The organism is Streptomyces sp. NPDC111606, from assembly GCF_055656945.1.
Genome location: NZ_JBVKBY010000002.1, coordinates 206,437 through 233,015, shown reverse-complemented (window position 1 = coordinate 233,015; position 26,579 = coordinate 206,437). Strand labels below are relative to the sequence as shown.

Here is a 26,579-nt window from a genome sequence, read left to right as displayed (position 1 = left end):
TGCGCCGTCGAGGTGTCCGCCTGCCGGGATCACATTGACCCGGTGCCCTCCTTCCCCGGAGGGTTGCCTGTATGCCCCACGTATCAGCACCTCCCCGAATACCCTGCGGTTTCGTTTCCGCCAAGGAGGTGCCGTGCAGGGGGTGTTGACGGGGTTCGCGGTGATCGCGGTCGTCATCGGAGTGGGCTATGCCATCGGCCGGCGCGGCTACCTCGGCGACCACGGCCGCGAGGTCCTCACCAAGCTGGCCTTCCACGTGGCGTCCCCGGCGCTGCTGTTCACCACGCTCGCGCAGACCGACCTCTCGGTGATCTTCTCCAGCCGCCTCCTGGTCACCGCCCTGAGCACGGCCGCGGCGGCCGGCGTCTTCGTCGCGGTGGGTGTCGTACGGCGCTGGGGAGTGGGCCGTACGACGATCGGCGCGCTGTGCTCCAGTTACGTCAACTCCGGCAACCTGGGCATCCCGATCGCGGTGTACGTCCTGGGCGACGCCTCGCTGGTGGCGCCGGTGCTGCTGTTCCAGCTGGTCGGGGTCACTCCGATCGCCCTGACGATCCTCGACCTGTCCGGCGGGGGCGGGAAGGGCCCGCTGTGGCGCCGCCTGCTGACCCCGCTGCGCAACCCGATCGCGGTCGGCTCACTGGCGGGCGTGGCGGTGTCGGCGACGGGACTGCGCATCCCGGCCCCCGTCCTGGACCCCCTGACCCTGATCGGCGGCATGTCGGTCCCGGCGGTTCTGCTGGCCTTCGGCATCTCCCTGTGCGGCAGCACCATGCCCGGCCGGGGACCCGACCGGCATCCCGTCCTGCTCTCGGTCGCCCTGAAGTCCCTGGGCCAGCCGGCGGCAGCCTGGGCGCTCGCGGCGGGCATCTTCGGCCTGCGGGGCGCTCCCCTGCTCGACGTGGTGGTGACGTCGGCACTGCCTGCCGCACAGAACCTCTATACGTACGCGTCGAGTTACGGGGTGGGCGAGCGGTTGGCGCGGGACTCGATTCTGCTGTCGACTGTGATTTCGGTGCCGGTGCTGGTGGTCGTCGCCGCACTTCTCGGCTGACCCGGAGGAGCCTGAAGGAGCTCGAAGCACGACGGGCCGGGACCCGAGGGCCCCGGCCCGTCGCCCGCTCATGCGCTTCAGGCAATCCGCTCCAGCACCACCGGCGAAGCCGAGAAGTCCGTCCCCGCCCCCGCGATGTCGTACGAGCCCTCCACCGACTGGAGCGCGTACTCGAAGCGCTCCGGGGTGTCGGTGTGCAGGGTCAGCAGGGGCTGGCCCTCGGTGACCGTGTCGCCGGGCTTGGCGTGCAGCTCGATGCCGGCGCCCGCCTGCACGGGGTCCTCCTTGCGGGCGCGTCCGGCGCCCAGGCGCCAGGCGGCGACGCCGATGTCGTAGGCGTCGAGGCGGGTCAGGACGCCGGTGGACGGGGCCTTGATGACGTGCTGCTCGCGCGCCACCGGCAGCTTCGCGTCCGGGTCGCCGCCCTGGGCCGCGATCATGCGGCGCCAGACGTCCATCGCCGAGCCGTCGGCCAGGGCCTTGGCCGGGTCGGCGTCCTTCACCCCGGCGGCGTCCAGCATTTCGCGGGCCAGGGCGATGGTCAGCTCCACGACGTCCGCCGGGCCGCCGCCCGCCAGGACCTCGACCGACTCGCGGACCTCCAGGGCGTTGCCCGCCGTGAGGCCGAGAGGCGTGGACATGTCCGTGAGGAGCGCGACCGTCTTCACGCCGTGGTCGGTGCCCAGCCCCACCATCGTGGACGCCAGCTCGCGCGCGTCCTCGATCGTCTTCATGAAGGCACCCGTGCCGACCTTCACGTCCAGGACCAGGGAGCCCGTGCCCTCCGCGATCTTCTTCGACATGATCGACGAGGCGATCAGGGGGATCGCCTCGACGGTGCCGGTGACGTCGCGCAGCGCGTACAGCTTCTTGTCCGCGGGGGCCAGACCGTCGCCCGCCGCGCAGATCACCGCGCCCGTGCCGTCCAGCACCGACAGCATCTCCTCGTTCGAGAGGAGGGCGCGCCAGCCCGGGATCGACTCCAGCTTGTCCAGCGTGCCGCCCGTGTGGCCGAGGCCCCGGCCCGAGAGCTGGGGGACGGCCGCGCCGCAGGCCGCGACCAGGGGAGCCAGCGGCAGCGTGATCTTGTCGCCGACACCGCCCGTCGAGTGCTTGTCGGCCGTCGGGCGCGACAGCGACGAGAAGTCCATGCGCTCGCCGGAAGCGATCATCGCCGCCGTCCAGCGGGCGATCTCGCGGCGGTTCATGCCGTTGATCAGGATCGCCATGGCGAGCGCGGACATCTGCTCGTCGGCGACCTCCCCGCGGGTGTACGCGTCGATGACCCAGTCGATCTGCTCGTCGCTGAGCTCACCGCGGTCCCGCTTGGTGCGGATGACAGAGATTGCGTCCATGGCCATGACTTTCCTTCCGGCCGAACTTTCGGAAACGGCACGGCCCCTCCGAGCGGCTCACGGGAGCAACTCGGAAGGGCCGCACGGGAGTTACTTTCTGAGGTGGCCCGGCCCGAAGGCCTGCGGCAGCATCTCCGACAGCGGCAGGATGCCCGCCGGGGTCTCCAGGAGGAGCTCCGGGCCGCCGAACTCGTGGAGCAGCTGCCGGCAGCGGCCGCAGGGGACGAGGACGTCGCCGTCGCCGTCGACGCAGGTGAAGTGCGTCAGACGGCCGCCCCCGGTGTTCTGCAGCTCCGAGACCAGTCCGCACTCGGCGCACAGGCCGACGCCGTACGACGCGTTCTCGACGTTGCAGCCGGTGACCGTACGGCCGTCGTCGACCAGGGCCGCGACGCCGACCGGGTAGCCGGAGTACGGGGCGTAGGCGCGGGACATGGCGTCCCGGGCCGCCGCGCGCAGCTTGTCCCAGTCGACGTCGTGGGAGGCGGCCGGGGTCACTTGCCCTGGCCCTTCTTGTACGGCAGGCCGTCCGCCTTCGGCATCCGCAGGCGTTGCGCGGACAGCGTGAGGACGACGAGCGTGACGACGTACGGCGTGGCGGAGACGACCTGGTTCGGGACCTCGTTGGTGGTGGCGTACCAGGTGTAGACCAGGGCGCCGACCACCGCGGTGATCATCGACGGGGCGTACTTCTTGCGGATCACCAGCCAGATGGCACCGATGATCAGCAGGAGCGCGCCGAGCAGCAGCAGGGCGTGCACGTTCGTGGAGCCGCCGCGCAGGTTGAGGCTGTCGGTGTAGCCGAACAGGCCGGCGCCGAGGGCCAGGCCGCCGGGCATCCAGTTGCCGAAGATCATCGCGGCGAGGCCGATGTAACCGCGGCCGCTGACCTGACCCTCCAGGTAGAAGGGATTGGCGACGATGGAGAGGAAGGCGCCACCGAGGCCGGCCAGGCCGCCGGAGATGATCACGGCGATGTACTTGTACTTGTAGACGTTCACGCCGAGGGACTCGGCCGCGACCGGGTTCTCGCCGCAGGAACGCAGGCGCAGACCGAAGGCGGTGCGCCACAGGATCCACCAGGTGCCGGGGATCAGAGCGATGGCGATCAGGGTCAGCCAGGAGACGTTGGTGACCAGACCGCCGAGCAGGCCGGCGATGTCGGAGATGAAGAACCAGCCCTGGTTGTTCAGGTCCCGCAGTCCGTCGGACAGGCCGGGCACCGTGAAGTGGCCGAGGGAGTCGATCGCCGGGGACTGCTTGGCGGAGCCGCCCGCGTGGCCCTCGAAGGCGAGGGGCGCGAGGTAGCGGGTGATGCCGAGGGCGAGGATGTTGATCGCCACACCGGAGACGATGTGGTTGACCCTGAAGGTGACGGTGGCGATGGCGTGCAGGATGCCGCCGATGCAGCCGCCGAGGATGCCGAAGACGACACCGCTCCAGGGGCCCCACTGGAAGCCGGCCCAGGCGCCGAACCAGGTGCCGAAGATCATCATGCCCTCGAGGCCGATGTTGACCACGCCGGCCCGCTCGGCCCACAGACCGCCCAGACCGGCGAGGCCGATCGGCACGGCGAGCTGGAGCGCGGTGGACATCTGGCTGACGTTGGTGATGCCGTCGGCGCCGGTGATGAGGCGGACGATCGAGGTCAGCGCAAGGGCTCCGGCGATGACCAGGAGCAGGACGGGCCACGAGAGGCGGCGGCCGGTCGGTGCCGCGGGCTGCAGCGTGGGCTGGTTGACGTCGGTCGCCGAGGTCGGGGCGGTCATCGGCCAGCCACCTCCTTCGTGGTGTTGTTGTCGGCGCCGAGGACGTGACCGGCGGCAAGTTCGGCGCCGACCTGGCGCTGCTGACGGCGCAGGCCCCACTCACGGACGGCCTCGTAGGAGACGACGACCGAGAGCACGATCAGGCCCTGCATGATGACCGCGATCTCCTTGTCGTAGCCGTGGAAGTCGAGCTCCGGCGACGCCTTGTCGAGCCAGGCCCACAGCAGGGCGGCGAACGCGATGCCGACGGGGCTGTTGCGGCCGAGCAGGGCGATGCCGATGCCGAGGAAGCCGATGCCGGTGGGGAAGTTCAGGCTGTACGTGTGGGTGTCGCCGAGCAGGATCGGCAGACCGGCGAGACCGGCGAGACCGCCCGAGAGCAGCATGGCGGTGAGCACCATGCGCTTGGGGTCGACACCACTGGCCGCGGCGGCGGTCAGCGAGGCTCCGGAGGCGCGCAGGTCGAAGCCGAAGCGGGTGCGGTTGAGGACGACCCAGTAGGCGATGCCGAGCAGGACGGCGAGGAAGACCAGGCCGTAGATCTCGCCGGCGTCGCCCATGCTGATGCCGGGAACCCAGCCGGACTCGTGCATTTCGCCCGTGGTGTTGTTGTTGCCGACCTTGACGCCGAAGACGTTCGGCAGCCACAGGTAGGCGATGACCGACGTGGCGATCGCGTTGAGCATGATCGTCGCGACGACCTCGCTGACACCGCGGGTGACCTTGAGGACACCGGCGATTCCGGACCAGAAGGCGCCGGTGCAGACGGCGGTGAGGAGCAGCAGCGGGATCTGCAGGGCGGCCGGCAGGTTCGCGTGGGCACCGACGATCGCGGCCATCATGGCGGCGAGCTGGTACTGGCCGTCGACGCCGATGTTGAACAGGTTCATCCGGAAGCCGATGGCCACCGCGAGGGCCGCGATGTAGTACATCGAGGCCTGGTTGATGATCAGGACCTGGATGTCCGAGAAGCCGAGCTGCTCGAACATCAGGGTGTACGGCTCGACCGGGCTCTTGCCGGAGGCGATCAGCACGATCGCGCTGAGCACGAAGGCCACGGCGAGCGCGATGACCGGGCCGGCCACCGCGAGGAGCAGGCGCTCCTTGTCGAACTTCTTCATCAGCGGGCCTCGTCTTCGCCGGACTCGGGAGACTTGCGGATCTCGGGGGTGTCTGCCGGGGTCTCGGGGGTCTCGTCGTGTTCCAGATGACCGGTCGCGGCGCCGGTCATCGCCGAACCGAGCTCCTCCGGGGTGATGGTGGCCGGATCGGCGTCGGCGACCAGCTTGCCGTTGTAGATCACGCGGAGGGTGTCGGACAGGCCGATGAGCTCGTCCAGGTCGGCGGAGATCAGCAGCACGGCCAGGCCCTCGCGGCGGGCCTCACGGATGTGGTCCCAGATCGCGGCCTGCGCACCGACGTCCACACCACGGGTGGGGTGCGCGGCGATCAGGAAGCGGGGGGTGTGGCTCATCTCGCGGCCGACGATCAGCTTCTGCTGGTTGCCGCCGGACAGGGACGCGGCGGTGACGTCGATGCCTGGGGTGCGGACGTCGTACGCCTCGACGATGCGACGCGTGTCCTCCTGCGCGGCCTTCGGGTCCAGCCAGACGCCCTTGGCGAGGGGCTTCTCGGTGACGTGGCCGAGGATGCGGTTCTCCCAGAGGGGGGCCTCCAGGAGCAGACCGTGGCGGTGGCGGTCCTCGGGGATGTAACCGATGCCCTGCTCGCGGCGCTTGCGGGTGGTCCAGCCGGTGATCTCCTCGTCGATGAGGGTGATCGTGCCGGAGTCGGCGCCCTTGAGGCCGATGAGCGCATCGACCAGCTCGGTCTGGCCGTTGCCCTCGACGCCGGCGATGCCCAGGACCTCGCCCGCGTGGATGGTGAACGTGATGTCGTCCAGCAGGGCCTTGCCGCCCACCGCCTCCAGGCGCAGCTTGTCGACGGTGATGACCGGGCGGTCGGTGACCGTGGACTCGGCGGTCTCCGGCGTGGGCAGCTCGCTGCCGACCATCATCTCGGCCAGCTGCTTGGGAGTGGTCTCGGCGGGCACGGCCGTACCGACCGTCGTGCCGCGGCGGATGACGGTGATCTCGTCGGCGACGGAGAGGACCTCGCCGAGCTTGTGGGAGATGAAGATGACCGACAGGCCCTCGGACTTCAGCTCGCGCAGGTTGTCGAAGAGCGCGTCGACCTCCTGCGGCACCAGGACGGCCGTGGGCTCGTCGAGGATCAGCGTGGTGGCGCCGCGGTAGAGGACCTTGAGGATCTCCACGCGCTGGCGGGCGGCGACACCGAGCTCCTCGACGAGGCGGTCGGGCTCCACGCCGAGGCCGTAGCGCTCGGAGATCTCCTTGATCTTGCGGCGGGCCTTGGCGCCGATGCCGTGGAGCTTCTCGCTGCCCAGCACGACGTTCTCGAGGACGGTGAGGTTGTCGGCGAGCATGAAGTGCTGGTGCACCATGCCGATGCCGCGGACGATGGCGTCGGCCGGCGACGAGAAGGTGACCTGCCGGCCTTCGACGGCGATGGTGCCCTCGTCCGGCTTCTGCATGCCGTAGAGGATCTTCATCAGTGTCGACTTGCCTGCGCCGTTCTCGCCGACGAGGGCGTGGACGGTGCCCTTGCGGACGGTGAGGTGGATGTCGTGGTTGGCCACGACGCCCGGGAAACGCTTGGTGATCCCGGCGAGCTCGACGGCGGTCACCTGACCGTTGACCGCCGCTCCGGCCGGAGGGCTGCTGGACGCGTTTATGGCGCACTCTCCTGGGGACGGGGGTCGTCTACGCGCGTAGCGCCCCTATGGCCTGATAAGGGGCCGACGCACCGCGACAACGGGGTACGGGGAAATCTCCCACCAGGAGAGTCTCTCCGTACCCCGTCGCGCGGACGTAACCCCTCGGTTACCGCTGCTCAGGGTGTTGCAAATCAGCTGGACTTGACCTTGATCTCGCCGCTGATGATCTTCTCCTTGGCCGTCTTGATGGCGTCCTGCAGCTCGGTGTTGTCCGCGAACTTCGGGTTGGAGTTCGACAGGCTCACCTCGCCGGTCTTCAGATCGCCACGAACGATACCGGTCTCGGGCTTGCCGTCCTCGACCGACTTCGCCAGGTTGTACACCGCCTTGGCGACGTCCTTCATCGCCGAAGTCAGGATGGAGTCCTTGTACTTGTCAAGGGCTTCCTGCTTGTACTGGTCGGAGTCGACACCGATCGCCCACACCTTGTTGGCGGCGGCGGCCTCGATGACGCCCTGGCCGGACAGACCGGCGGCCGCGTAGACGACGTCGGCCTTCTTCTCGATCTGGCCCTCGGCGGCCGACTTGCCCTTGTCCGGGCTGGAGAAGCCGCCCTCCTCCGCGGTCTGCGTGAGGTACTGGGACAGGACGTTGACCTTGGGGTTGGTGTCCTTGACGCCCTGCTCGAAGCCGGCCTGGAACTTGTGGATGAGCGGGATGTCCACACCGCCCACGAAGCCGACCGTGTTCGTCTTGGTGCTCTTGGCGGCGGCGACACCGGCCAGGTACGAGGCCTGCTCCTCGGAGAAGACCAGGTCCGCGACGTTCTTCGCCTCGACCGTGGAGTCGTCCACGATGCCGAAGGTGGTGTCGGGGAACTTCTCCGCGGCGCCCTTGACGGCGGCCGCGTACGCGTAGCCGACACCGATGACCGGGTTGTAGCCCTGCTTGGCCAGCGAGGCCAGGCGCTGCTCCTTGTCGGCGTCCGTCTCACCCTCGGTGGGCTCGACGTCGGCCGTGCCGTACTGGAACTCCTTCTTCGCCTGCTCCAGGCCCGCGTACGCGGCGTCGTTGAAGGACTGGTCGCCCTTGCCGCCGACGTCGTACGCGATGGCGAGACCCTTGTCGCCCTTCGAGTCCGACGAGGCGGACGTCGAGGTGCCGCCGCAGGCGGAGAGCGCGAGGGCCAGGGAGGCGGTCGCTGCGCCTGCGACCGTGATCCGGGAAATCCGGCGCATGTGTAGGTGCTCCTTAGTACAAGCGCCGGACGGTACAGCTCGGTACAGCTTCACAGCAACGGCGCTGGCTTTCGCCGCAGATTAACGCGCGTAGACCAACCTGAAAACCCCTTCTGTCCACCTTGTTATGCGCCCGTGGCCAAGTCCACGCGCGACCTTGACCCGGGGCTTGCCGATCGCAAAGCGGGAGCAGGGGTGGAGGGGCCGGGAACAGCGAAGCGGGCGGGCATCCTCGGATGCCCGCCCGCTTCCGGCCGTACGACCTGGTACGACCCGGTTCTGCCTGGTGCGACCTTGTGCGACGGCCGTGACTACTCGGTCTTGACCTTGATCGAGCCGTCGATGATGCCTTCCTTGGCCTTCGCCACGGCGTCCGTGAGGCCCGGGATCTTCGCGAACTCCGGGTTGGACTCGGACAGGCCGACGCCGTTGACCTTCAGGTCGAAGGTCTGGGTGCCGGTCAGCGGCTTGCCGTCCTCGACGGACTTGGCCAGCGCGTAGACCGCGCCGCCGACGTCCTTGAGGGCGGAGGTCAGGATGTAGCCCTTGTACGCGCCCAGAGCGGCCTGCTCGAACTGGTCGGAGTCGACGCCGATCGCCCAGACCTTGGCCTTCGCGGCGGCCTCGATGACGCCCTGACCGGACAGACCCGCCGCCTGGTAGAGGACGTCGGCGTTCTTCTCGATCTGGCCCTCGGCGGCTGCCTTGCCCTTGTCGGGGCTGGAGAAGCCACCCTCCTCCGCGGTCTGCGTCAGGTACTGCGAGAGGACCTTGACCTTGCCGCCGCTGGTGTCCTGGACACCCTGCTTGTAGCCGGCCTCGAACTTGTGGATCAGCGGGATGTCCACACCGCCGATGAAGCCGACCGTGTTGGTCTTGGTGGCCTTGGCGGCGGCGACGCCCGCCAGGTACGAGGCCTGCTCCTCGGCGAACACGAGGGAGGCGACGTTGTCGCCCTCGACAACCGAGTCGACGATGCCGAAGGTGGTGTCCGGGTACTTCTTGGCCACGGCCTCCATCGCGGGGCCGTAGGCGAAGCCGACGCCGATCACCGGGTTGTAGCCCTGCTTGGCCAGCGACGCCAGCCGCTGCTCCTTGTCGGCGTCCGTCTCGCCCTCGGTGGGCTCGATGTCGGCCGTCTTGTACTTGAACTCCTTCTGAGCCTTCTGCAGACCGGCGTACGCGGCGTCGTTGAAGGACTGGTCGCCCTTGCCGCCGATGTCGTACGCGATGGCAAGACCCTTGGTGTCGCCGCTCGCGTCACTGTCGCTGCCGCTGTCGCTGCTGGTACCACCGCACGCCGTGGCAGCGAGCGCGATCGACGCGACCCCCACCGCGACACGGGTCAGTTTGGATGTCCGACGCATCGTGAAGTCCCCATTCTCCAAGCCCCGCAGTGGGTGCTGAGTTCGGCGCACATTAACGCGCGTAGACACTCCTGGGAACGGGGTTTCGCCTGGCCGTTATCCATTCGTGCCGATGGCCGGTTACGTCCTTGTGAACCACCGGATCGAAAGGCACGCATGGGGCGACAACACCGGTGGTGCCTTCGCCACGATGGCGCTCAGGACCGCCCGCCATGGGGCAAGACTCCCCCTGCTTCACCGAGCCCGCAAGCGGAGCGGGAGGGCCGGCTGACGGCGACATACGAGGCCGGGCAGGGCAACGCCTCAAGGGGCGCGGGGAACTGCGCGACCAGCCCCGAAGGACCCGCAGCCGCCACACGACCGCAGCCCCCTACGGCGACTGGGCCCCGCCTAACCCGCGGCGTCGAGCAGCGCTGCCGCGGTGAACAGCTCCACGCCCACCGTGATGGCGGACTCGTCCACGTCGAAATCCCCTTGGTGCAGGTCGCGCCCGATCCGGTCACCGGGCACGCGGACCCCCAGCCGGGCCATGGCACCGGGCACGTGCTCCAGGTACCAGGAGAAGTCCTCCCCACCGAGGCTCTGCTCGGTGCCCTCGACGGAGTCGGCGCCACGGCGGGCGGTCATGGCGGCGCGCAGCAGCTCGGTCGAGTCCGGGTCGTTGACGACGGGCGGGACGCCGCGGACGTAGTTGATCTCCGACTTGGCGCGGTGCAGGTTGGCGACCTCGTCGATGGCGGCGACGACGAGATCGGGCGCCTGCCGCCAGGTGTCGAGGTCCAGGCAGCGCACGGTCCCGGAGAGCTCGGCGTGCTGGGGGATGACGTTGGGCGCGTGGCCGGACTCGATACGGCCCCAGGTCACGGACAGGCCGCTGCGGGCGTCGGTGCGCCGGGCGACGACCGCGGGCACGTCGGTGACGACGCGGGCGGCGGCGGTGACCAGGTCGGTCGTCAGATGGGGGCGTGCCGTGTGCCCGCCGGGCCCGTCGAGGGCGATTTCCAGCCGGTCGCAGGCAGAGGTGATGGGGCCCTCCCGCAGGCCGAGCTTCCCGGCGTCCACCTTGGGGTCGCAGTGCAGGGCGAGGAACCGGCCGACCCCGTCGAGCACCCCGCACTCGATCGCGTCGAGGGCGCCGCCGGGGAGGACCTCCTCTGCGGGCTGGAAGAGCAGCCGGACGGGGCGCGGGAGCTGTCCGCGCTTGTGCAGGTCGGCCAGGACCAGGCCGGCGCCCAGCACCACGGTCGTGTGCACGTCATGCCCGCAGGCGTGCGCGCGGTCCGGCACGGTAGAGCGGTACGAGCACTCACTCTTCGTGTCCGGGATGGGCAGGCCGTCGATGTCGGCGCGCAGGGCGAGCATGGGGCGCTCGCCGTCCCACTCCCCGATGTCACAGATGAGCCCGGTTCCGGAGTCGAGCACGCGGGGCGTCAGGCCGACCTTCTCCAGGCGGCCCTTGATCGCGGCGGTCGTACGGAACTCCTGGTTGCCGAGCTCCGGGTGCATGTGCAAGTCGCGCCGGAACTCGATGAGTTCGGCACGGAGCGCCTCCGGCAAGGTGCCGGGAAGGGCGGCTTCCCCGGGTTGATCGGACTCGGACTCGGAGGACATCAGTTGGTTCACCCTCTAAAGGGTAGGACGCCGAGGTGGCCAACTGACCCTCGATCAACAAAAGTTCAACCCGTTTGGGGAAGAAAATCTGGCCGCCCGACGCGTAGGTATCGATTTAGGTGGGTAAACTCGCCCAACTCCGCCGAGTCGATCATGAAATCGACGGAGAGTGAGGATCTCCCTCCTTCACGGATACCACGTTCAGCTCCGTCCCGTCGGTTCTGTTCACCTGTCGGAGCCCGGCGTGGGCGATACGTCGGCTCCGGGACACGGTGCCACCACTGCCCTGGGGGCAGATTACAGTCGGACATTTCGGGTGATTTATGAGTTTCCGGACGCCGGGCGGGTCGGACAGGGCCGCGAGGTGCCAGTAGCACGGGACAGCAGCCATACGGCGGTGCCGGCGAGGAGGCCGCGAGCGACGGGCCCGACGGAATCAGAGCCCCTCTATCGCCTGCCGCACAGGACCCAAATAACCGGAGAGTTCGGATTCATCCCGCCTTGCCAGCTCGACGAGGTCGAGATTCCGGAGGTCACCCTCTCCGGCAGTCATGATTTCCCGCACCGCATCGGCCATCGGCAGCTGTTCCGGCGAGAGCGACGGAACCTCCGGGCCCTCCACTTCTTCCGACGCCCGGAGGAAGTGGCGGATCAACGCGGCCAACGCGATATCCCTCACTTCGAGCTGCTCAGCATCTCGAAGCCTGGCGACCTCCTGAGCTGTGACCATGATGTCGCGCGCATCAGCCGTCATGCGTCTCATTGCACCCCCAGCATCAGTCTGGAAATTCCCCGAACCTCGTATGCGCGTTCGAGGGTATGCCCAATTCTCAAATTCGGGGTCGTGCCCAGCAGATGAACAAAACGAGACCGAAGATGGACCGGGAAAGGCTGGAGCTAGGGTGTGCCGCGTGACCGCCGACAAACGCCGGAAGCCTCAGATCCCCGCGATCCCCCACAACGCCGAGTACGCAGAGAACGCCGACTTCCTCGAAGCCACCAAGGCCTCGTACGACGCGATAGCCCCCGCCTACACGGACCGCTTCCCCGACTGGCCGGCCGACAGCCATCCACTGGACCGCTCCCTGATCAGCGCCTTCACCGAACTGGCCCGCGAGCACGTCCCGGCTCCCGTCGCCGACCTCGGCAGCGGTCCCGGCTACGCCACCGCCCATCTCGACGACCTCGGCATACCGGTCTTCGGAGTCGACCTCTCGCCGCAAATGGTCGCGCTGGCCCGTCGCGCGCATCCCGAACTCCGGTTCCACGTGGGCTCGATGACGTCCCTCGACCTCCCGGACGGGACCCTGGGCGGGATCCTCGCGCTGTACTCGGTCATCCACATCCCGACCGAGCACCTCGCCGCCACGTTCGCCGAGTTCCACCGCGTTCTGGTACCCGGCGGGCACGTACTCCTCGGGTTCCAGACCGGCCGAGCCGACCACGACGAGGAGCATCTCCACCTCGCGGAGCGCTTCGGTCACGAGATCTCGCTCGACTACTACTGGCGTGCCCCGGAGACGGTCGCCGCCCACCTGGCCGAGGCGGGCCTCCCGGTCCAGGCCCGCGTGCTGCGCGAACCGGTCGACGGGGAGAAGCGCCCCCGCGCGTTCATCTTGGCCCGCAAGCAGCCGTGACGTGATCTGACCTACGTGGCCAGTTCGCACCACACGTACTTGCCCCGGTTGCCGTGCCGGGAGAGCGGCTGCCACCCCCACAGGTCGGCGCAGGCCCGGACGAGGACGAGGCCGCGTCCGTCCTCCAGCTCGGCCGGCCGGTCCAGGGATCCTGGGGGTTCGGGCGGTTCGGGGTCTGCGTCCCACGCTCCGATCCGGAGCACGCCCGCCGACCAGCGCACCCGTAGGGCGGCGGGCCCCTTCGTGTGGCGTACGGCGTTGGAGACCAGCTCCGTGGCGAGCAGTTCGGCGACGTCGACGTGGCTGATCAGGCCGTGCATGGTGAGGATCAGGCGGAGGGTGCGGCGGGAGACGGTGACTGCTCTGACGTCGTTCGGAATGTAGAGGGAGTACTCCCAGGGCTCGGCCTCGGGCTCGGTTTCGGGCATGCGTCAGCTCCGGTTCGGTGGTGGGGGGTGCGGTCGGCGGGCGGTGGCAGTGCCGCAGCCGTCGTGGCAGGACGGAGTGGTGCGCTTCCGGGGTCCCGGGGTTCCGCAGGGTGTGCGTTGCGTCACCGACGGTAGACCTTAGATTTAAGAAACGGCAAGCCGATCGCGTAACCTGACCCCCGAACGATTCGCGCTGACAGGCGCGTTGAGCCAAGGAGCAGTCGATGGGGACCAAGCGCGAGCCCACAGCGCGACAGATGCGGCTCGCGGTCGAACTGCGCAGGCTCCGCGAAGCAGCGGGGCTCAGTGCCCGTGAGGCAGCAGCGCTCCTCGGCGTGGACTCCGTCCAGATCAGTCAGATCGAGTCCGGCACCTCAGGCGTGAGTGAGCAGCGGCTGCGTCGACTCGCGGCGCACTACTCCTGCACGGACGAGAAGTTCATCGACGCTCTGGCGGCGATGGCAACCGACCGGACGCGCGGCTGGTGGGAGGAGTACCGGGGGCATCTGCCCAACTCATTCCTGGACCTGTCCGAGCTGGAGCACCACGCCACCTCCCGAAGGGACGTGGACCTGCTCCACGTGTCAGGGCCTCTGCAGACCGAGGACTACGCACGGGCGCTCTTCTCGACCCGCATTCCCGAACTACCAGAGGGTGAGCTTGAGTTGCGTGTTCGGCACCGCATGCAACGGCGACTGATCATCGAAGGGTCCACACCGACCCCGTACGAGGCGGTGATCCACGAGGCGGCTCTGCGGATCAGAGTCGGCGGCCGGGCCGCCGGACAGGCTCAGCTCGCCCGCATCCTGGAAATCTCCGAAGCGGACCACGTCACCGTCCGTGTCATCCCCTTCGCCCTGGAACGCTTCGACGACACCGGCAGCGCCATGAATTATGCGGGCGGCGCCGTGCCGAAGCTGGACACCGTGGTGCGCGATGGCCCTCACGGCACAACGTTCATCGACTCCGAGGCACAACTCGGCGTCTTTCGAACGCTCTTCCGTAGAGTAGAAGCTGCGTCGCTCGATCCCGAAGGGTCGCGTGAACTGATCCACAAGCTGGCCAAGGAGCTGTGAGGCACACAGTGAATACCTCCGACAACTGGCGGAAGTCGTCCTACTCCGGTGGCGGCGACGGCAACTCCTGCGTGGAGATCTCGAACCGCCGCACCCACATAGCCATCCGCGACTCAAAGGCCCCAGCCTACGGAACCCTCAACTTCCTGACCGACGCCTTCACTCCCTTGATCGAAGCCCTGAAGGCGAAAGAGCTGTGAGGCAGCCAATGGACACCCACTGGCGGAAGTCGTCCTACTCCGGTGGCGGCGAAGGCAACGACTGCGTGGAAGTCTCAGACCGCCGCACCCACATAGCCATCCGCGACTCGAAGGCCCCGGCCCACGGACCCCTGAGCGTCCCGGCCGAAGCCTTCACCCCCTTCATCCAAGCCCTGAAGTCGCTCACACAGCCGTAACCGCCGACAACCGGTGCACATCCCGCGCCGTCCCCGTAACCCCCGACAAGAACCCCTGCGCCCGCGGCGAGGCGTTCTCCGTCAGCCATGCCGGGTCGATGTCGCACACCGCCACGCGGACCTCCGTCCCCGACAGCGCCAGCGGCAAGGTGTGGACGACCGTCGACGGGAAGCTCAGGATCGTACGGCCGATGGGCCCGCGGCGGGCGATCAGCTCCAGCGGCAAATCAGGGCGCACGACCTCCAACCCCGTCTCCACCGCCAGCCGGTGCAGCTTCTCCGCGCTCTCGCGGCGGTGGGCGAAGTAGCGGGTCGCGCCGTGGGCCTTGGCCAGGGAGCGGACGGCTTCGAGGTAGCGGTCGCCGTCGACCACGCCCGTCTCGACCAGCGACGTACCGACCATGTCCGCGCCCTTGGTGATGCGCGGCGGCCCGAAGCGGTCACGCGTCCACGCGAAGGTGTTGGCGGTGACCGTCACGCCTTCCGGCGTCTCCTCCATCGGCATCGACGAGAAGATCTCGACCGTGCGGCGCTCGCTCGGCGTGAGGCGCTTGCGGGCCGCGGACGACACCGGCGCGAAGACCAGGTCGCGCGGGCCGGGGCGGCCGCCCTTGCGGTGCCAGCGGACCAGGCGCTCGCCGCGGGCGAGTTGGGCGACGAACTCCATGGTCGCCGTGCCGTCGTCGACGACGACGATGTCACGGGCCTTGGTGATGGTCAGCAGGAGTTGTACGTAGCGGGAGAAGGGGTCGCCCAGGACGATCCGGTCGGCACGGCGGAGCAGGCCCGCCAGGCCGCCGATCGTCTGGAAGGGGGCCGCCGGGCCGCCCCGCGCCTCCTCCCAGCGGACCGCGTGCCCGTCCTCGCGCGCCAGTTCGGCCATCCGGCGCAGCTGGCCGCGGGTCATGGGGTCGATCGGGGACAGGACGACGAGGGTGAGTCCCGTGCCGATGGCATGCCGGCGGGCGTGCGCCCACTCCAGCACATTCAGGAGCTGTACCGGGCTCTCGACGAAGGCGAGAGTGTGGGGGCCGGTGTTCCCGGCGCGGGGGCTCATCGACGTACGACCGTCCCGTCGTAAGGCGCTCATGCGGCGCTCGTATTCAGCTCGTGCAGCTCGCGCTGCTCGTGTTCGGGAAGCTCGAAGGGCGCCGAGCCCGAGCGCCCCCTGATCGGGGCACTCGGACAACGGCGCACGTTCGAACTTGAGGCGTTCCGGGTCAGACCGAAACCGGCTCGCCCGCCGCCGCGGCGATCTCCGCCTCGGCGACCACACCGGCGACGCGGCGCAGCTTCTTCATCGGGCCGAGCTCGGAGTCGTAGACCTTCTTGACGCCGTCACCGAGGGAGGCCTCGATGGTGCGGATGTCGCGGACGAGGCGCGTCAGGCCCTGCGGCTCGACCGAGGCGGCCTGGTCCGAACCCCACATCGCGCGGTCCAGGGTGATGTGACGCTCGACGAAGACGGCGCCGAGGGCGACCGCGGCCAGCGTGGTCTGCAGGCCCGTCTCGTGGCCGGAGTAGCCGATCGGGACGTTCGGGAACTCCTTCTCCAGCGTGTTGATCGCACGGAGGTTGAGCTCCTCGGCCTTCGCCGGGTACGTCGAGGTGGCGTGGCACATGACGATGTTGTCGGAGCCGAGGACCTCGACCGCGTGACGGATCTGCTTCGGCGTCGACATGCCGGTGGAGAGGATGACGGCGCGGCCGGTGGCGCGCAGGGCGCGCAGCAGCTCGTCGTCGGTGAGGGAGGCGGAGGCGACCTTGTGGGCGGGGACGTCGAACTTCTCCAGGAAGGCGACGGCCTCGGTGTCCCACGGGGAGGCGAACCAGTCGATGTTCTTGGTCTTGCAGTACTCGTCGATCTGGCGGTACTCGTCCTCACCGAACTCCACACGGTGGCGGTAGTCGATGTAGGTCATCCGGCCCCAGGGCGTGTCGCGCTCGATGTCCCACTGGTCGCGCGGGGTGCAGATCTCCGGGGTGCGCTTCTGGAACTTCACGGCGTCACAGCCGGCCTCGGCGGCCGCGTCGATGAGCTTGAAGGCGTTCTCCAGCTCACCGTTGTGGTTGATGCCGATCTCGCCGCAGATGTAGACGGGCTTGCCCGGGCCGACCTCGCGCGGACCGAAGTTGCGGAGGCGGGAGTAGGTGCTCATGGCAGAGATGTCCTTACTTGGTGAGGGAATCGAGAGAGGGGCCGAGGATCCAGCTGGCGATCTCTCGGATTGCGCCGTCGCCACCGGGGAGAGTGGTGACCGCGCGTGCGGCGCCGCGCACGACGTCGTGGGCGCTCGCGACCGCCACGGGCCAGCCCACGAGGGCGAAGCACGGGAGGTCGTTGACGTCGTTGCCGACGTAGAGCACGCGCTCAGGCGCGATGCCCTGCTCCTCGCACCACTGCTTGAGTGCGAGGTCCTTCCGGTCGATGCCGTGCAGCACGGGAATCTGCAGCTTCCGTGCGCGGGCGGCGACGACCGGGTTCTGCTCCGTGGAGAGGATGAGCATCTTGAGCCCGCTCTTGCGCAGGGCCCCGATGCCGAGGCCGTCTCCGCGGTGCACGGAGACGAACTCCTTTCCATCGGCATCGATCAGCACCCGGTCATCGGTCTGGGTGCCGTCGAAGTCCAGTACGACCGCGTCGATGTCGTCGGCGGTCGGGAGTGCGCCGGGCCGGTCCGCGTCGAACAGCGGGGCCAGCGCGCGGGCGCGGGCCAGGTCGTGGGGATCGTCGATCTCCAGGACCCGGGCGGGGTCGGTGCGCACGAGTTCCGTGCGGCCGAAGAAGCGGTGCTTGTGCTCGCGGAAGCCCGTGGCGTCCATCGCGTAGGCGGCGCCGGTCTCCAGGAAGTCCTGGGGGCGGTCCTGGCGGCGCGGGCGGAAGGACTTGTCGTGGTTGACGCCGTAGCCGCCACCGCTGATGGTGCGGGTGGTGACGGTGTCGGTGCCGCCCTCGGCGGCCTCGCGCTCGGCGCGCAGGACTGTCGGCTCGTCGTCGCCGTGGCGCCACACGAAACCGTGGAAGGGCGCGACGGTCAGGGCCGTGTCGGCGCCGTTGGCGACGATCGCCTTGACGACGCCGTCGAGGTCCTCGCGGATGATGAACGGGCTGGTGCACTGCACGAGCAGGACCACGTCCACCGGCGAGCCGTGCAGCGCCTCGTGGGCGTCCATGGCGTGCAGGACGGCCGCCTCGGAGGTGGCGGTGTCGCCTGCGATGGCGGCGGGGCGCAGCACGACCTCGGCGCCGGCCTGGCGGGCGGCGGCCGCGATGCCCTGGTCGTCGGTGGAGACGACGACGTCCGTGACGAGCCGCGAGGCCCGGCACTCACGCACGGCACGCGACACCAGCGGTACGCCGCCGACGGGCATGAGGTTCTTCGCGGGCACGCCCTTGGAGCCGCCGCGCGCGGGGATCACGGCGAGCACCCTGGGCACCGAGGTGCCTTGACCTGCTTCCGGGTTGGACATGGGCTCCACTCCTTGGGCTCCTTGCAAAGGCTTCGGGGCGCGTCCCGGCGCCCCGGTCGGGTCGCTCACAGCTCCCCCATCCGCCGGATGACCGGGGCCACGCGCTGCACGCCGTGCCGGTAGGCGCCGCGCGCCGCCCGGCGCACGATCTGCCGGACGGGGCCGGGCTCCCTGTCGTGGGCGGGGGCGCCGGGCAGCGGGCTGCCGTCCGGGCCGAGGTGGTGGCGGGCGAGGATGCCGGGCAGATAGCCGGGCGCGGTGGCCGGCGTGTAGTACGGCGTGAGGGCGGGCAGTCCGCCCGGACGCTCCAGCAGCTTGGAGATGCGCTCGCGGGCCGCGTCGAAGGCGGTGGCGTACGAGCCGTCGGCGCAGACGCCCTGCCGCGACACCCACTCCTCGTCGGGTGCCGGGCTGTGTCCGTCGTCCAGCTGGTCCCAGGAGGCGAGGCAGCCGGAGCCCACGAAGTGGTGGTTGCCGAGCACCTCGCGCACGCCGAGGTCGCTGAGGACGACGGTGGGGATACGGCGGTGCAGCGACTCCAGCGCCGCCGTGGAGCTGATCGTGACCAGCAGGTCGGTGCGGTCGAGGACCTCGCCCATGTTCCCGTACACCAGTTTGAAGTTGGCCGGCGGTTCGAGCCGCTGGACCAGCTTCTGGTACGGCAACTCCTCGATGTGCGTGGTGTGTTCGCCCGGCTTGGAGCGCAGCTTGAGCAGCACCTCGCGCTCGGGGTGCTTGCGGGCGTGCTGGATGAGCCGGTTCAGCAGGTACGTACGGTCCTTGCGGCTGTCCGGCACGGAGGGCTGGGCGGCGAAGACGACCGTGTACGGGTCGTGCTCGCCGGGGTAGGGCGCGCCGCCGAGGAACGGCAGGGCGACCTCGGTCACCGCCGAGGAGTCGGCGCCGACCCCGTCGTACACCGCGCGGAAACGCTCGGCGTCCTGGCGGGAGTTGGCGAGGACGAGGTCCGCGCCGTGCCGCAGCAGCAGGCCGTCGGCGAGCTTCTCGTAGACGACACCGACGTAGCCGGTGACGACCACGGGCCGCTGGGGCTGCGCTTCCCAGACCCGCTTGAGGCCGTGCAGCATGGCCTGTACGCCCCCGCCGACGAGGGCGAGGACCAGGACGTCGTACGACTCCTGCGCCATGGTGCGCAGGAACTCGACGGCGCTCACCTCACGGAGGGAGTCGGCGTGGACGCCCACTTCCTGGAGCTGGCGGGCGGTGGGGGTCGCCCGGCCACGCAGGAGGAATCCGTCCAAACGGATGTCCGAATCCTCCGGGGAGATACGGTTCGCGGTGAGCGCGCCCCATTTCCACCGGGTATCGGAATCCGCGAGGACGGCAACTCGTCGGGTCTTCGTCGCACTTGCTGGCACACCGAAGACGCTAGGAAGCCTTTTCGAGGTTCTGCCCAACCAGAATGCAACAGACGGTTAACAGCACATCGACGAACGGCGAATCGAGCCGGGAACAGGCTGTAAAAAAGCCCGGTTCACGGCTTCGCCACACGTCGTTCACCTCGATTCAAGGCGATCGTCAAGACGAATGACGGGCTTCGTCCTAACGTCCATTGCGTGGTCAAGCTCTCCGTCATCGTGCCGTTCTACAACGTGCAGCAATACGCGCCCGACACCCTGAGGAGCCTGCGTGCGAACGCACGTGAGGACTTCGAATTCATTCTCGTCGACGACTGTTCGCGCGACGGGACGCCAGAGATCCTCGCGCGCGCGGAACGCGAGTTGCCAGGCGCGGTACATGTCAGACACGAAAAGAACGGGGGACTGGCGACCGCGCGCAACACCGGCATCGACCGCGCGCGCGGCGAGTACCTGACGTTCCTGGACGGCGACGACTGGCTCGCCCCCGGCTACTACCCCCGGCTGGTCGCCGCGATCGAGGAGTTGGGCTGCGACTTCCTGCGCACCGATCACGTCCAGTGCACGGCACGGGCGCGCGCGGTGCACCGGGTGCCGCACGGGCGCCGGAACGTCGTGATGACTCCGCGCGAGGCGATCCTGCCCGCCGACCGTTCCACCTCCGTCGACTACGCGTACGCCTGGGCGGGGATCTACCACCGCCGGCTGGTCGACAAGGGGGTGCTGCACTTCACCGACGGGCTCCGGACGGCCGAGGACCGGCCGTGGATCTGGAAGCTGCACCGGGAGGCGGATTCCTTCGCCGCGGTGAGCCTGCTCGGTGTCTTCTACCGACGTGGCGTCGCCTCGTCGCTCACCCAGATCGGTGATGTGCGCCAACTCGATTTCATTCGCGCGTTCGACCAGGTCATCGAGGAAACCGCGCAGGACCCGGAGGCGGACAAACTCCTGCCGAAGGCTGTGCGTACTTATTGCGCCATCATTTCCCATCATCTGGGATCCATCGAAAGGTTCGAGCCCGCGGTGGCGAAAAAGCTGAAATCCATGAGTGCCGCGGCCCTGCGGCGCATGCCGCAGAACGTCCTGGACGAGGCGCTGGACTCCATGGACATCCAGCGCGCCACGCGGCTGCGCCGGCTGCGTCGCCGTCCCGCCCCCGCGGGGGTCGCCGCGTGACCACCCAGATCTTCCAGGCGTCCACCCTGTACGGCGTGGCCACCCTCGCCACCGCCCTGGACTCCGGCTGCTTCCGCCCCGCCGACCGGCGCATCCTGCTGGTCTGCAACAACGCCGCCACGCCGGAGACGACGCCCGGCCTCGACGAGATGCCGGGCTTCGAGCGGCTGCGTGAGCGCTTCGACGACGTGCTGTCGTACAACGAGACGATCTTCCCCTTCCACCCCGGTGGCTGGGCCCCGCGGCAGGACGACCTGCCGCTGTGGGAGAGGTTCCTGCGCCACGAGTGGCAACTCGAGGACGACGACGTCGAGTTGGCCGTCGAGTCGATCCAGGTCAACCCGTCGCTGGGCATCGCGCAGATCTTCACCGGTGCGCCGGTCACCGTCTACGCCGACGGCCTGATGAGCTACGGCCCCACCCGCAACAAGATCGACCCGCTGGTCGGCACCCGCGTGGACCGGGTGCTGCACCTCGATCTGGTGCCCGGTCTGAAGCCGCTGCTGCTCACCGAGTTCGGTGTGCCGGCGGAGATCGTGCCGACTCCGGCCATCACCAAGGTGCTGGCCGAACTCGTCTCCTCCGGTGACACCCTGCCGGAGATCGAGGAGCCCGCGCTGCTGCTGGGCCAGTACCTCTCCGCGCTAGGCATCCTCAGCGATGACGAGGAGGAGGCCCTGCATGTGCGGATGCTGAAGGGCGCGGCCGGACTGGGCCACGACAAGGTGGTGTTCAAGCCGCACCCCTCGGCTCCGGCCCGCTTCACCCGCAGCCTGGAGAAGGAGGCGGAGAAGCTCGGCGTCGAGCTCACCGTGCTCGACACGCCGGTCCTCGCCGAGGTGCTGTACCAGCGGATGCGGCCCGCGCTGGTCGTGGGCTGCTTCTCGACTGCCCTGCTCACCGCGTCCGCGCTGTACGGCCTGCCGGTCGCGCAGGTGGGCACCGAGCTGCTGCTGGAGCGGTTGACGCCGTACGAGAACAGCAACCGTGTGCCGGTCACGATCGTGCACGCGCTGCTTCCTGAGCTGGGCGACCGTACCGCGGTCACCGAGCAGCGCCGGAGCATGGACGTCGATGCGCTGGGCGCGCTGGTGCGTGCGGTGGGCTTCGCGATGCAGCCGAAGATCCTGCCGGGGCTGCGCGAGGAGACCGAGCGGTACCTGGCGAAGAACCTGAGCGAACGGACGCTCCGCTACTTCAAGCGCAAGCGCCTGACGTCCCTGGCCCTGCCCGGCGGCGTCCCCGCCCAGCTGTCCTTCATCCCCCGCAACGCCACGGTCCGCCGCATGGCCCGCAAGGCCCGCAACCTGCGGCGGGCGGTACGCCGCTGACGCCTGGCCGGCGGACTACTCGGAAAGAAGCTGACGGCGTCTTGACGTCGGGTGCGCCCCCGCCCCGTCTCTTCGGCACGGGGCCTCCGGCGGCCGGCCGCGGAAGAGCGGCCACGTTGTGGTGCCCCGGCGCGACGCTGACGCGAGCCCGGAATGCGCCCGCCGGGGGCCCTGTTGGAACACCTTCGCGCAAGGCTGTCCGAGCAGGAGAAGCCTCCGGCCGGCCGCGTCGGAAGAGTGGCGGCACTGTGACGAGGCCGTTCGAGCGTGGGGGCCTCCGGTCGCCGGTCACGACAGGGACATCGCTGCCGGGCACCCGGCGCGAAGCCGTGCGGACCGGGCGCTGCCCGACTGCCGGTCGAGCCCGGCGAGCCTTCGGCTGTCGGCCACAGCAGGACACCGGCACGCCGGGGCGCGACACCCGAGGCCTCCAACAACAGGACAACCGACCGCCAGCCGAGCCTGAGGACATCCGGCCGCCGACCACGGCAGAGGCAGCGCTGCCGGGCACCCGGCGCGAACCGTGCCGGCCGGGCGCTGCCCGACTGCCGGTCAAGCCCGGCGAGCCTTCCGCTGTCGGCCACAGCAGGACACCGGCACGCCGGGGCGCGACACCCGAGGCCTCCGAGAACAGGGCTGCCGACCACCCGTCGAGCCTGAGGACATCCGGCCGCCGGCCACGGCAGGGTGCTGCGGGGCGCTCGTGCGAGGTCTTTCGACCACCGGGGGCGTTCGGCTGTCGTTCGAAGCAGGCGGAGCCGTCGGTCGTAAGAGCTCGGTGGCGCGAGGGGCGCTCCCGCGCCGGCGTCGCCCTCGGCGGGGTGCGCGCCGGCCGGGTGGGCGGAGGCTCGGCGCCCGGGCAGAGCATGCTGCACGCCGTGCCGGTAGGCGCCGCGCAGCCACCCGTCCCCGACGGCGTTTTCGACGTCCCGCTGATACGCCCGGAGGGCCCCGCCCGACCCTCCCCGTCGAGCAGTTGTTCCGCTCCCCTCACCCGCGCGGACCCACCCACCCGGCACCCCCGCGTCGCCGAAACGACACTCCATCTATGCGGCGTTTTCACAACCGCGAGGCGTCGCACGGGTGGGGACGGTGGGGCCGGAGTTGGAAGCGACGCGTAGGTGAACTCGCGCGGACGGCGCGGCGAATCTTGCTCCGCTCGCCGAAGTGGGCGCTTGGATTCGGACTAGTGTGCTGTGGTCCGGCTGAATCCCAGCGAGGGGAATCCTGTGATCGACACGCCCGAGGACACCAAAGTGACCTCCACGGGCACCGTGGTACGCACCGTCCTCCCACCGGCCGCCTCGTCCCGCCCACCCAAGCCGGACAAGCCCCGCGAGTCCCGGCTGCGCGCACTGGACGGACTGCGCCTGGTCGCCGCGCTGATGGTGGCGGCGTACCACTACGGAGGCCGCGGCGGCGAGGTCACCGACGCCTGGGGCAGCTCGCCCCAGCAGCAGTTCCCCACGCTGCACGGCTACTTCGCGTACGGCTGCCTGGGCGTCCAGGTGTTCTTCGTGATCAGCGGGTTCGTGATCTGCATGAGCGGCTGGGGCAGACCGCTGAAGTCGTTCTTCGCGTCCCGCGCCGCCCGGCTGCTGCCGGCCTACTGGGCGGCCATCATCATCGTGACCCTCGTCTTCGCGCTGCCGGTCGTCACCTACAAGGCGGTGTCCCCCAGCGACGCCCTGGTGAACCTGACGATGCTTCAGCAGCCGCTGGGTGTCGACCGGGTGCTCGGCGTGTGCTGGACCCTGTGGGCGGAGATCCGCTTCTACGCCCTGTTCGCGCTGTGCGTCGTGCTGCCCGGCGCGACCCGCCGCCGCGTGATCCTGTTCTGCGCCGTCTGGACCCTCGCCGCAGTCATCACGGAGGGCGCACAGGAGCCGCTCCTCGACATCGTCCTGATGCCCGAGTACGCCCCGTACTTCATCGGCGGCGTCGGCCTGTACCTGGTGCACCGCGACCGCAAGGACGCGTACGCCTGGGGCATCGTGATCGTGAGCTGGCTGATCGGCCAGCACTACGCGGTGTCGCGGCTGTGGCACGCCCCCGACGTGGACGCCTTCTCCTACCGAAGCTCCTTCGGCATCATGCTGGTGGTCACCCTGGGCTACGTCGCCGTGGCCGCGATCGCACTGGGCTGGCTGCACTGGGCCAACTGGCGCTGGCTGACGGTCGCGGGCGCCCTGACGTACCCCTTCTACCTCGTGCACGAGCACCTGGGCTGGGTCGTCATCAAGGCACTCCACCAGGGGCTGAACATCCCGTCGTACGCCACCGTCCTGCTGACCGTCGGCGCGATGCTGCTGCTCGCCCGGCTGCTCAACCGGTACGTGGAGGACCGGGCCACTCCGCTGATTCGTCGCAAGCTGGCCTCGATTCCCAGGAAGAATTAAGGAAGCGGTAAGACACCTGGTCAGCGGGGATGTGCGCACGCACGTCCCCGCTTCGCTTCTCCCGCGCGTCATCTGCCGTTCAACTGCCGCCCCTGGGATGCGGAGGGCACAGCGCGAGAGAAAGGTGTCACCGTGCGAGACCCTCGGATGACGGCGATCAGCAAGGGACTGAAGCGTCGGGGCAGGCTGATGATGCAGGCCGTGAGCCCGCCGCGCGGGAACCTCAACGCGGTCCCCTCGCCCCGCAGCCCCGATGAGTGCGACGCCGGCTACACCGCCCCGCCCGCACCGCGCCTCGTGGAGTCGCCGGTCTTCGTCCTGTCCTCGGTGCGTTCCGGCTCGACGCTGCTTCGGGTGCTGCTGAACAGCCACAGCCGGATCCGGGCCCCGCACGAGATGCATCTGCGCACCCTGCACGTGCACCTGTCCCGCGAGTTCACCGCGGCCGCCATGAGGGAGCTGGAGCTCGACAAGGACGAGCTGGAACACCTGCTGTGGGACCGGGTGCTGCACCTGGAGCTCACCCGCAGCGGCAAGGACGTCATCGTCGACAAGACCCCGCCGAACACCCTCATCTGGCCCAGGCTGCACCGATGTTGGCCGCAGGCACGCCACATCCTGCTCCTGCGGCACCCGGCCGCCGTGATCGCGTCCCTGACCAGCCGCCGGGCGGACCCCGACCACGAGGCCATCCGCGCCGAGGTCCTCGGCTACAGCGAGAAGCTGGAGGAGGCGCGCCGGAACCTCGACGTCCATGTGATCCGGTACGAGGAGCTGACCGCGCAGCCGGAGCGGGTCACCCGCGGCATCTGCGCCTATCTCGGCCTTCCGTGGGAGCCCGGCATGCTCGACTACGGCGCACAGGACCACGGCACTCTCCGCCCTCAGCTCGGCGACTGGTCCAGCACCCTCAAGTCCGGCCGGATCCAGCCCGCCCGCACAACACACCCGGACGTAGAGCTTCCGCAACGGCTGGCAGAATTGGCGCGTGCATGGGGGTATCCGGACTGAAAACCGCTGGTCCGGCACCCCGTCCGGGGCGGCCTGCCACGGCCCGGCGACCCGGTACACCACCAGGAAACCGGCGAGCCCCCCGTTGACCATGCGATGTTGTCCTGCCGTTCATCGCACAGCTGGTTTGGCGTATTCGCACGGGGCAGACACCGGAGTACCCCGTCCGACTCGCAGGATCACAACGGAGTGCTCGCGCCTATGGCAGCCACACAGTCCACGCCCGCCGTCCGACGCCCTCGCACCCTTGACGACGTCCCTGGCTGGTTTCCCCCGCTCGACCAGGTGCTCTTCGACTGGCTCCTCGACCGGCAGCAGTCCGCGGGGATGCGCGGCGACCTGCTGGAGATCGGGGTGTTCATGGGCAAGAGCGCGATCTTCACCGGCCAACGCCTCCAGCCGGGTGAGCGCTACACGGTGTGCGACCTGTTCGAGGGCGACGCGCCGGACGACGCCAACAAGGCGGAGTCGGCGAAGTCGTACAGCGCGCTGACCCGGCAGGCCTTCGAGGAGAACTACCTCTCCTTCCACGACGAGCTGCCGCGCGTCCTGCAGGGCCCCAGCTCGATCGTGCCCGACGAGGTCCCGGCGGGCTCCTGCCGGTTCGTCCACGTCGACGGCTCGCACCTGTACGAGCACGTGTACGCGGACATCGGCGCGGCCCACGACCTGCTGCTGCCCGACGGGGTGGTCGTCCTGGACGACTTCCGCTCCGAGCACACCCCGGGAGTGGCGATAGCCACCTGGGAGGCCGTGATCAACCGTGGTCTGCGTCCGATCTGCCTGAGCACCCAGAAGCTGTACGCCACCTGGGGCGACCCCGAGCCGGTCCAGGAGGAGCTGCTGGCGATGGTGCGGGCACGCAAGGACTGCCACCTCAGCGTCCAGCAGGCGGCCGGACACCGCATCATCCGTCTCAAGGCCAAGGGCACGCAGGCGCCGCCGTTCCCGCCGTCCCGGCACGCGGACAGCATCCCCGCGGAGCTCGCCGCGCCCGCCTCGCCCGCCGCCTCCGCCGCTCGTCCCGCGCGCCCCAAGGCGCCCCGCAGCCGCGCCCGCAGGCTCGCCGCGGATGTGCTCCCGCCGGTCGTCACCCGCGCGATCCGCAACGCCCGCCGCCGGGCGAGGTGATCCGCCGCCCGG

Annotated in this window: 24 protein-coding genes; 10 read left to right on the top strand and 14 right to left on the bottom strand. The window is 69.5% G+C overall.

Features of this window, described 5'->3' with window-relative positions:
• The first annotated feature begins 133 nt into the window (after positions 1-133).
• Positions 134-1,054 (top strand): AEC family transporter, encoded by a 921-nt coding sequence (locus tag ACZ7M7_RS08940; RefSeq protein ID WP_472114342.1) that lies wholly within the window; start codon positions 134-136, stop codon positions 1,052-1,054.
• A gap of 77 nt (positions 1,055-1,131) precedes the next feature.
• On the opposite strand, the gene ACZ7M7_RS08935 is transcribed toward ACZ7M7_RS08940, so the two are convergent.
• From ACZ7M7_RS08935 to ACZ7M7_RS08895, 9 genes are all read right to left on the bottom strand, one after another.
• Positions 1,132-2,409: a thymidine phosphorylase gene (locus tag ACZ7M7_RS08935; protein ID WP_383616288.1), complete on the bottom strand. Its 1,278-nt coding sequence runs from the start codon at positions 2,407-2,409 to the stop codon at positions 1,132-1,134.
• Positions 2,410-2,499: 90 nt separating this feature from the next.
• Entirely contained in the window at positions 2,500-2,907 is a 408-nt protein-coding gene (locus ACZ7M7_RS08930; RefSeq protein ID WP_472114339.1) for a cytidine deaminase, read from the bottom strand.
• Complete coding sequence (locus ACZ7M7_RS08925; protein WP_472114336.1) at positions 2,904-4,178, bottom strand: ABC transporter permease; 1,275 nt, start codon at positions 4,176-4,178, stop codon at positions 2,904-2,906. The genes ACZ7M7_RS08930 and ACZ7M7_RS08925 overlap by 4 nt, the downstream gene beginning before the upstream one ends.
• On the bottom strand, positions 4,175-5,299 hold the full coding sequence (locus tag ACZ7M7_RS08920; protein WP_383630211.1) for an ABC transporter permease: 1,125 nt from the start codon (positions 5,297-5,299) through the stop codon (positions 4,175-4,177). Before ACZ7M7_RS08920 ends, ACZ7M7_RS08925 begins: the two co-directional genes overlap by 4 nt.
• Positions 5,299-6,885: an ABC transporter ATP-binding protein gene (locus ACZ7M7_RS08915; protein WP_383616280.1), complete on the bottom strand. Its 1,587-nt coding sequence runs from the start codon at positions 6,883-6,885 to the stop codon at positions 5,299-5,301. The genes ACZ7M7_RS08920 and ACZ7M7_RS08915 overlap by 1 nt, the downstream gene beginning before the upstream one ends.
• 221 nt (positions 6,886-7,106) lie before the next feature.
• A complete protein-coding gene (locus tag ACZ7M7_RS08910) occupies positions 7,107-8,153 on the bottom strand; it encodes a BMP family lipoprotein (protein ID WP_383616277.1) in 1,047 nt (348 codons plus the stop codon).
• 311 nt (positions 8,154-8,464) lie between these two features.
• On the bottom strand, positions 8,465-9,520 hold the full coding sequence (locus tag ACZ7M7_RS08905; RefSeq protein WP_383613847.1) for a BMP family lipoprotein: 1,056 nt from the start codon (positions 9,518-9,520) through the stop codon (positions 8,465-8,467).
• A 390-nt stretch (positions 9,521-9,910) separates the two neighbouring features.
• Positions 9,911-11,131 carry a M20 family metallopeptidase gene (locus ACZ7M7_RS08900; protein ID WP_472115196.1) on the bottom strand — a complete coding sequence of 407 codons (1,221 nt, stop codon included), beginning with the start codon at positions 11,129-11,131 and terminating at the stop codon, positions 9,911-9,913.
• 436 nt (positions 11,132-11,567) lie between these two features.
• Positions 11,568-11,885, bottom strand: a complete 318-nt coding sequence (locus tag ACZ7M7_RS08895; protein ID WP_472114331.1) for a hypothetical protein — start codon at positions 11,883-11,885, stop codon at positions 11,568-11,570.
• A gap of 196 nt (positions 11,886-12,081) precedes the next feature.
• Between ACZ7M7_RS08895 and ACZ7M7_RS08890 the strand changes: the two genes are divergently transcribed.
• Entirely contained in the window at positions 12,082-12,768 is a 687-nt protein-coding gene (locus tag ACZ7M7_RS08890) for a class I SAM-dependent DNA methyltransferase (RefSeq protein WP_472115193.1), read from the top strand.
• An 11-nt stretch (positions 12,769-12,779) separates the two neighbouring features.
• Here the strand turns inward: ACZ7M7_RS08890 and ACZ7M7_RS08885 are convergent, their stop codons facing one another.
• On the bottom strand, positions 12,780-13,196 hold the full coding sequence (locus ACZ7M7_RS08885) for an ATP-binding protein (protein ID WP_472114328.1): 417 nt from the start codon (positions 13,194-13,196) through the stop codon (positions 12,780-12,782).
• A gap of 224 nt (positions 13,197-13,420) precedes the next feature.
• On the opposite strand from ACZ7M7_RS08885, the gene ACZ7M7_RS08880 reads away from it, so the two are divergent.
• From ACZ7M7_RS08880 to ACZ7M7_RS08870, 3 genes are read left to right on the top strand one after another with little or no spacing between them, the layout of a single operon-like run.
• A complete protein-coding gene (locus tag ACZ7M7_RS08880; RefSeq protein WP_472114325.1) occupies positions 13,421-14,272 on the top strand; it encodes a helix-turn-helix domain-containing protein in 852 nt (283 codons plus the stop codon).
• Between the two features lie 8 nt (positions 14,273-14,280).
• Entirely contained in the window at positions 14,281-14,472 is a 192-nt protein-coding gene (locus ACZ7M7_RS08875) for a DUF397 domain-containing protein (protein ID WP_472114322.1), read from the top strand.
• A gap of 8 nt (positions 14,473-14,480) precedes the next feature.
• Positions 14,481-14,669 carry a DUF397 domain-containing protein gene (locus ACZ7M7_RS08870; protein ID WP_472114319.1) on the top strand — a complete coding sequence of 63 codons (189 nt, stop codon included), beginning with the start codon at positions 14,481-14,483 and terminating at the stop codon, positions 14,667-14,669.
• On the opposite strand, the gene ACZ7M7_RS08865 is transcribed toward ACZ7M7_RS08870, so the two are convergent.
• The 4 genes from ACZ7M7_RS08865 to ACZ7M7_RS08850 all read right to left on the bottom strand — a co-directional run bounded on the left by ACZ7M7_RS08865 (position 14,656) and on the right by ACZ7M7_RS08850 (position 19,519).
• Entirely contained in the window at positions 14,656-15,726 is a 1,071-nt protein-coding gene (locus tag ACZ7M7_RS08865; protein WP_472115190.1) for a hypothetical protein, read from the bottom strand. The two genes, ACZ7M7_RS08870 and ACZ7M7_RS08865, sit on opposite strands and share 14 nt — an antisense overlap.
• A 163-nt stretch (positions 15,727-15,889) precedes the next feature.
• On the bottom strand, positions 15,890-16,828 hold the full coding sequence (locus ACZ7M7_RS08860) for an N-acetylneuraminate synthase family protein (RefSeq protein WP_383613831.1): 939 nt from the start codon (positions 16,826-16,828) through the stop codon (positions 15,890-15,892).
• Positions 16,829-16,841: 13 nt separating this feature from the next.
• Positions 16,842-18,140 carry a cytidylyltransferase domain-containing protein gene (locus ACZ7M7_RS08855; RefSeq protein ID WP_472114316.1) on the bottom strand — a complete coding sequence of 433 codons (1,299 nt, stop codon included), beginning with the start codon at positions 18,138-18,140 and terminating at the stop codon, positions 16,842-16,844.
• A gap of 65 nt (positions 18,141-18,205) precedes the next feature.
• Positions 18,206-19,519, bottom strand: a complete 1,314-nt coding sequence (locus tag ACZ7M7_RS08850; protein WP_472114313.1) for a DUF6716 putative glycosyltransferase — start codon at positions 19,517-19,519, stop codon at positions 18,206-18,208.
• A gap of 198 nt (positions 19,520-19,717) precedes the next feature.
• Here ACZ7M7_RS08850 and ACZ7M7_RS08845 point away from each other — a divergent pair, with 198 nt between their 5' ends.
• The 5 genes from ACZ7M7_RS08845 to ACZ7M7_RS08825 all read left to right on the top strand — a co-directional run bounded on the left by ACZ7M7_RS08845 (position 19,718) and on the right by ACZ7M7_RS08825 (position 26,567).
• Positions 19,718-20,695 (top strand): glycosyltransferase family 2 protein, encoded by a 978-nt coding sequence (locus ACZ7M7_RS08845; RefSeq protein ID WP_328424248.1) that lies wholly within the window; start codon positions 19,718-19,720, stop codon positions 20,693-20,695.
• Complete coding sequence (locus ACZ7M7_RS08840) at positions 20,692-22,026, top strand: polysialyltransferase family glycosyltransferase (RefSeq protein ID WP_472114310.1); 1,335 nt, start codon at positions 20,692-20,694, stop codon at positions 22,024-22,026. The genes ACZ7M7_RS08845 and ACZ7M7_RS08840 overlap by 4 nt, the downstream gene beginning before the upstream one ends.
• A gap of 1,229 nt (positions 22,027-23,255) precedes the next feature.
• Positions 23,256-24,425 carry an acyltransferase family protein gene (locus ACZ7M7_RS08835; protein WP_383613819.1) on the top strand — a complete coding sequence of 390 codons (1,170 nt, stop codon included), beginning with the start codon at positions 23,256-23,258 and terminating at the stop codon, positions 24,423-24,425.
• A gap of 132 nt (positions 24,426-24,557) precedes the next feature.
• Positions 24,558-25,436 carry a sulfotransferase family protein gene (locus ACZ7M7_RS08830; protein ID WP_383613816.1) on the top strand — a complete coding sequence of 293 codons (879 nt, stop codon included), beginning with the start codon at positions 24,558-24,560 and terminating at the stop codon, positions 25,434-25,436.
• A gap of 201 nt (positions 25,437-25,637) precedes the next feature.
• The gene (locus ACZ7M7_RS08825; RefSeq protein WP_472114307.1) at positions 25,638-26,567 is read left to right on the top strand and encodes a class I SAM-dependent methyltransferase; all 930 of its coding nucleotides are present in this window, start codon (positions 25,638-25,640) and stop codon (positions 26,565-26,567) included.
• Positions 26,568-26,579 lie beyond the last annotated feature (12 nt).

Bases quoted from the DNA above. Each gene is read 5' to 3' on its own strand.
- ACZ7M7_RS08935 (WP_383616288.1), bottom strand. From the start codon at position 2,409: ATGGACGCAATCTCTGTCATCCGCACCAAGCGGGACCGCGGTGAGCTC.
- ACZ7M7_RS08925 (WP_472114336.1), bottom strand. From the start codon at position 4,178: ATGACCGCCCCGACCTCGGCGACCGACGTCAACCAGCCCACGCTGCAG.
- ACZ7M7_RS08920 (WP_383630211.1), bottom strand. From the start codon at position 5,299: ATGAAGAAGTTCGACAAGGAGCGCCTGCTCCTCGCGGTGGCCGGCCCG.
- ACZ7M7_RS08910 (WP_383616277.1), bottom strand. From the start codon at position 8,153: ATGCGCCGGATTTCCCGGATCACGGTCGCAGGCGCAGCGACCGCCTCC.
- ACZ7M7_RS08905 (WP_383613847.1), bottom strand. From the start codon at position 9,520: ATGCGTCGGACATCCAAACTGACCCGTGTCGCGGTGGGGGTCGCGTCG.
- ACZ7M7_RS08900 (WP_472115196.1), bottom strand. From the start codon at position 11,131: ATGTCCTCCGAGTCCGAGTCCGATCAACCCGGGGAAGCCGCCCTTCCC.
- ACZ7M7_RS08895 (WP_472114331.1), bottom strand. From the start codon at position 11,885: ATGACGGCTGATGCGCGCGACATCATGGTCACAGCTCAGGAGGTCGCC.
- ACZ7M7_RS08885 (WP_472114328.1), bottom strand. From the start codon at position 13,196: ATGCCCGAAACCGAGCCCGAGGCCGAGCCCTGGGAGTACTCCCTCTAC.
- ACZ7M7_RS08880 (WP_472114325.1), top strand. From the start codon at position 13,421: ATGGGGACCAAGCGCGAGCCCACAGCGCGACAGATGCGGCTCGCGGTC.
- ACZ7M7_RS08870 (WP_472114319.1), top strand. From the start codon at position 14,481: ATGGACACCCACTGGCGGAAGTCGTCCTACTCCGGTGGCGGCGAAGGC.
- ACZ7M7_RS08865 (WP_472115190.1), bottom strand. From the start codon at position 15,726: ATGAGCCCCCGCGCCGGGAACACCGGCCCCCACACTCTCGCCTTCGTC.
- ACZ7M7_RS08860 (WP_383613831.1), bottom strand. From the start codon at position 16,828: ATGAGCACCTACTCCCGCCTCCGCAACTTCGGTCCGCGCGAGGTCGGC.
- ACZ7M7_RS08855 (WP_472114316.1), bottom strand. From the start codon at position 18,140: ATGTCCAACCCGGAAGCAGGTCAAGGCACCTCGGTGCCCAGGGTGCTC.
- ACZ7M7_RS08825 (WP_472114307.1), top strand. From the start codon at position 25,638: ATGGCAGCCACACAGTCCACGCCCGCCGTCCGACGCCCTCGCACCCTT.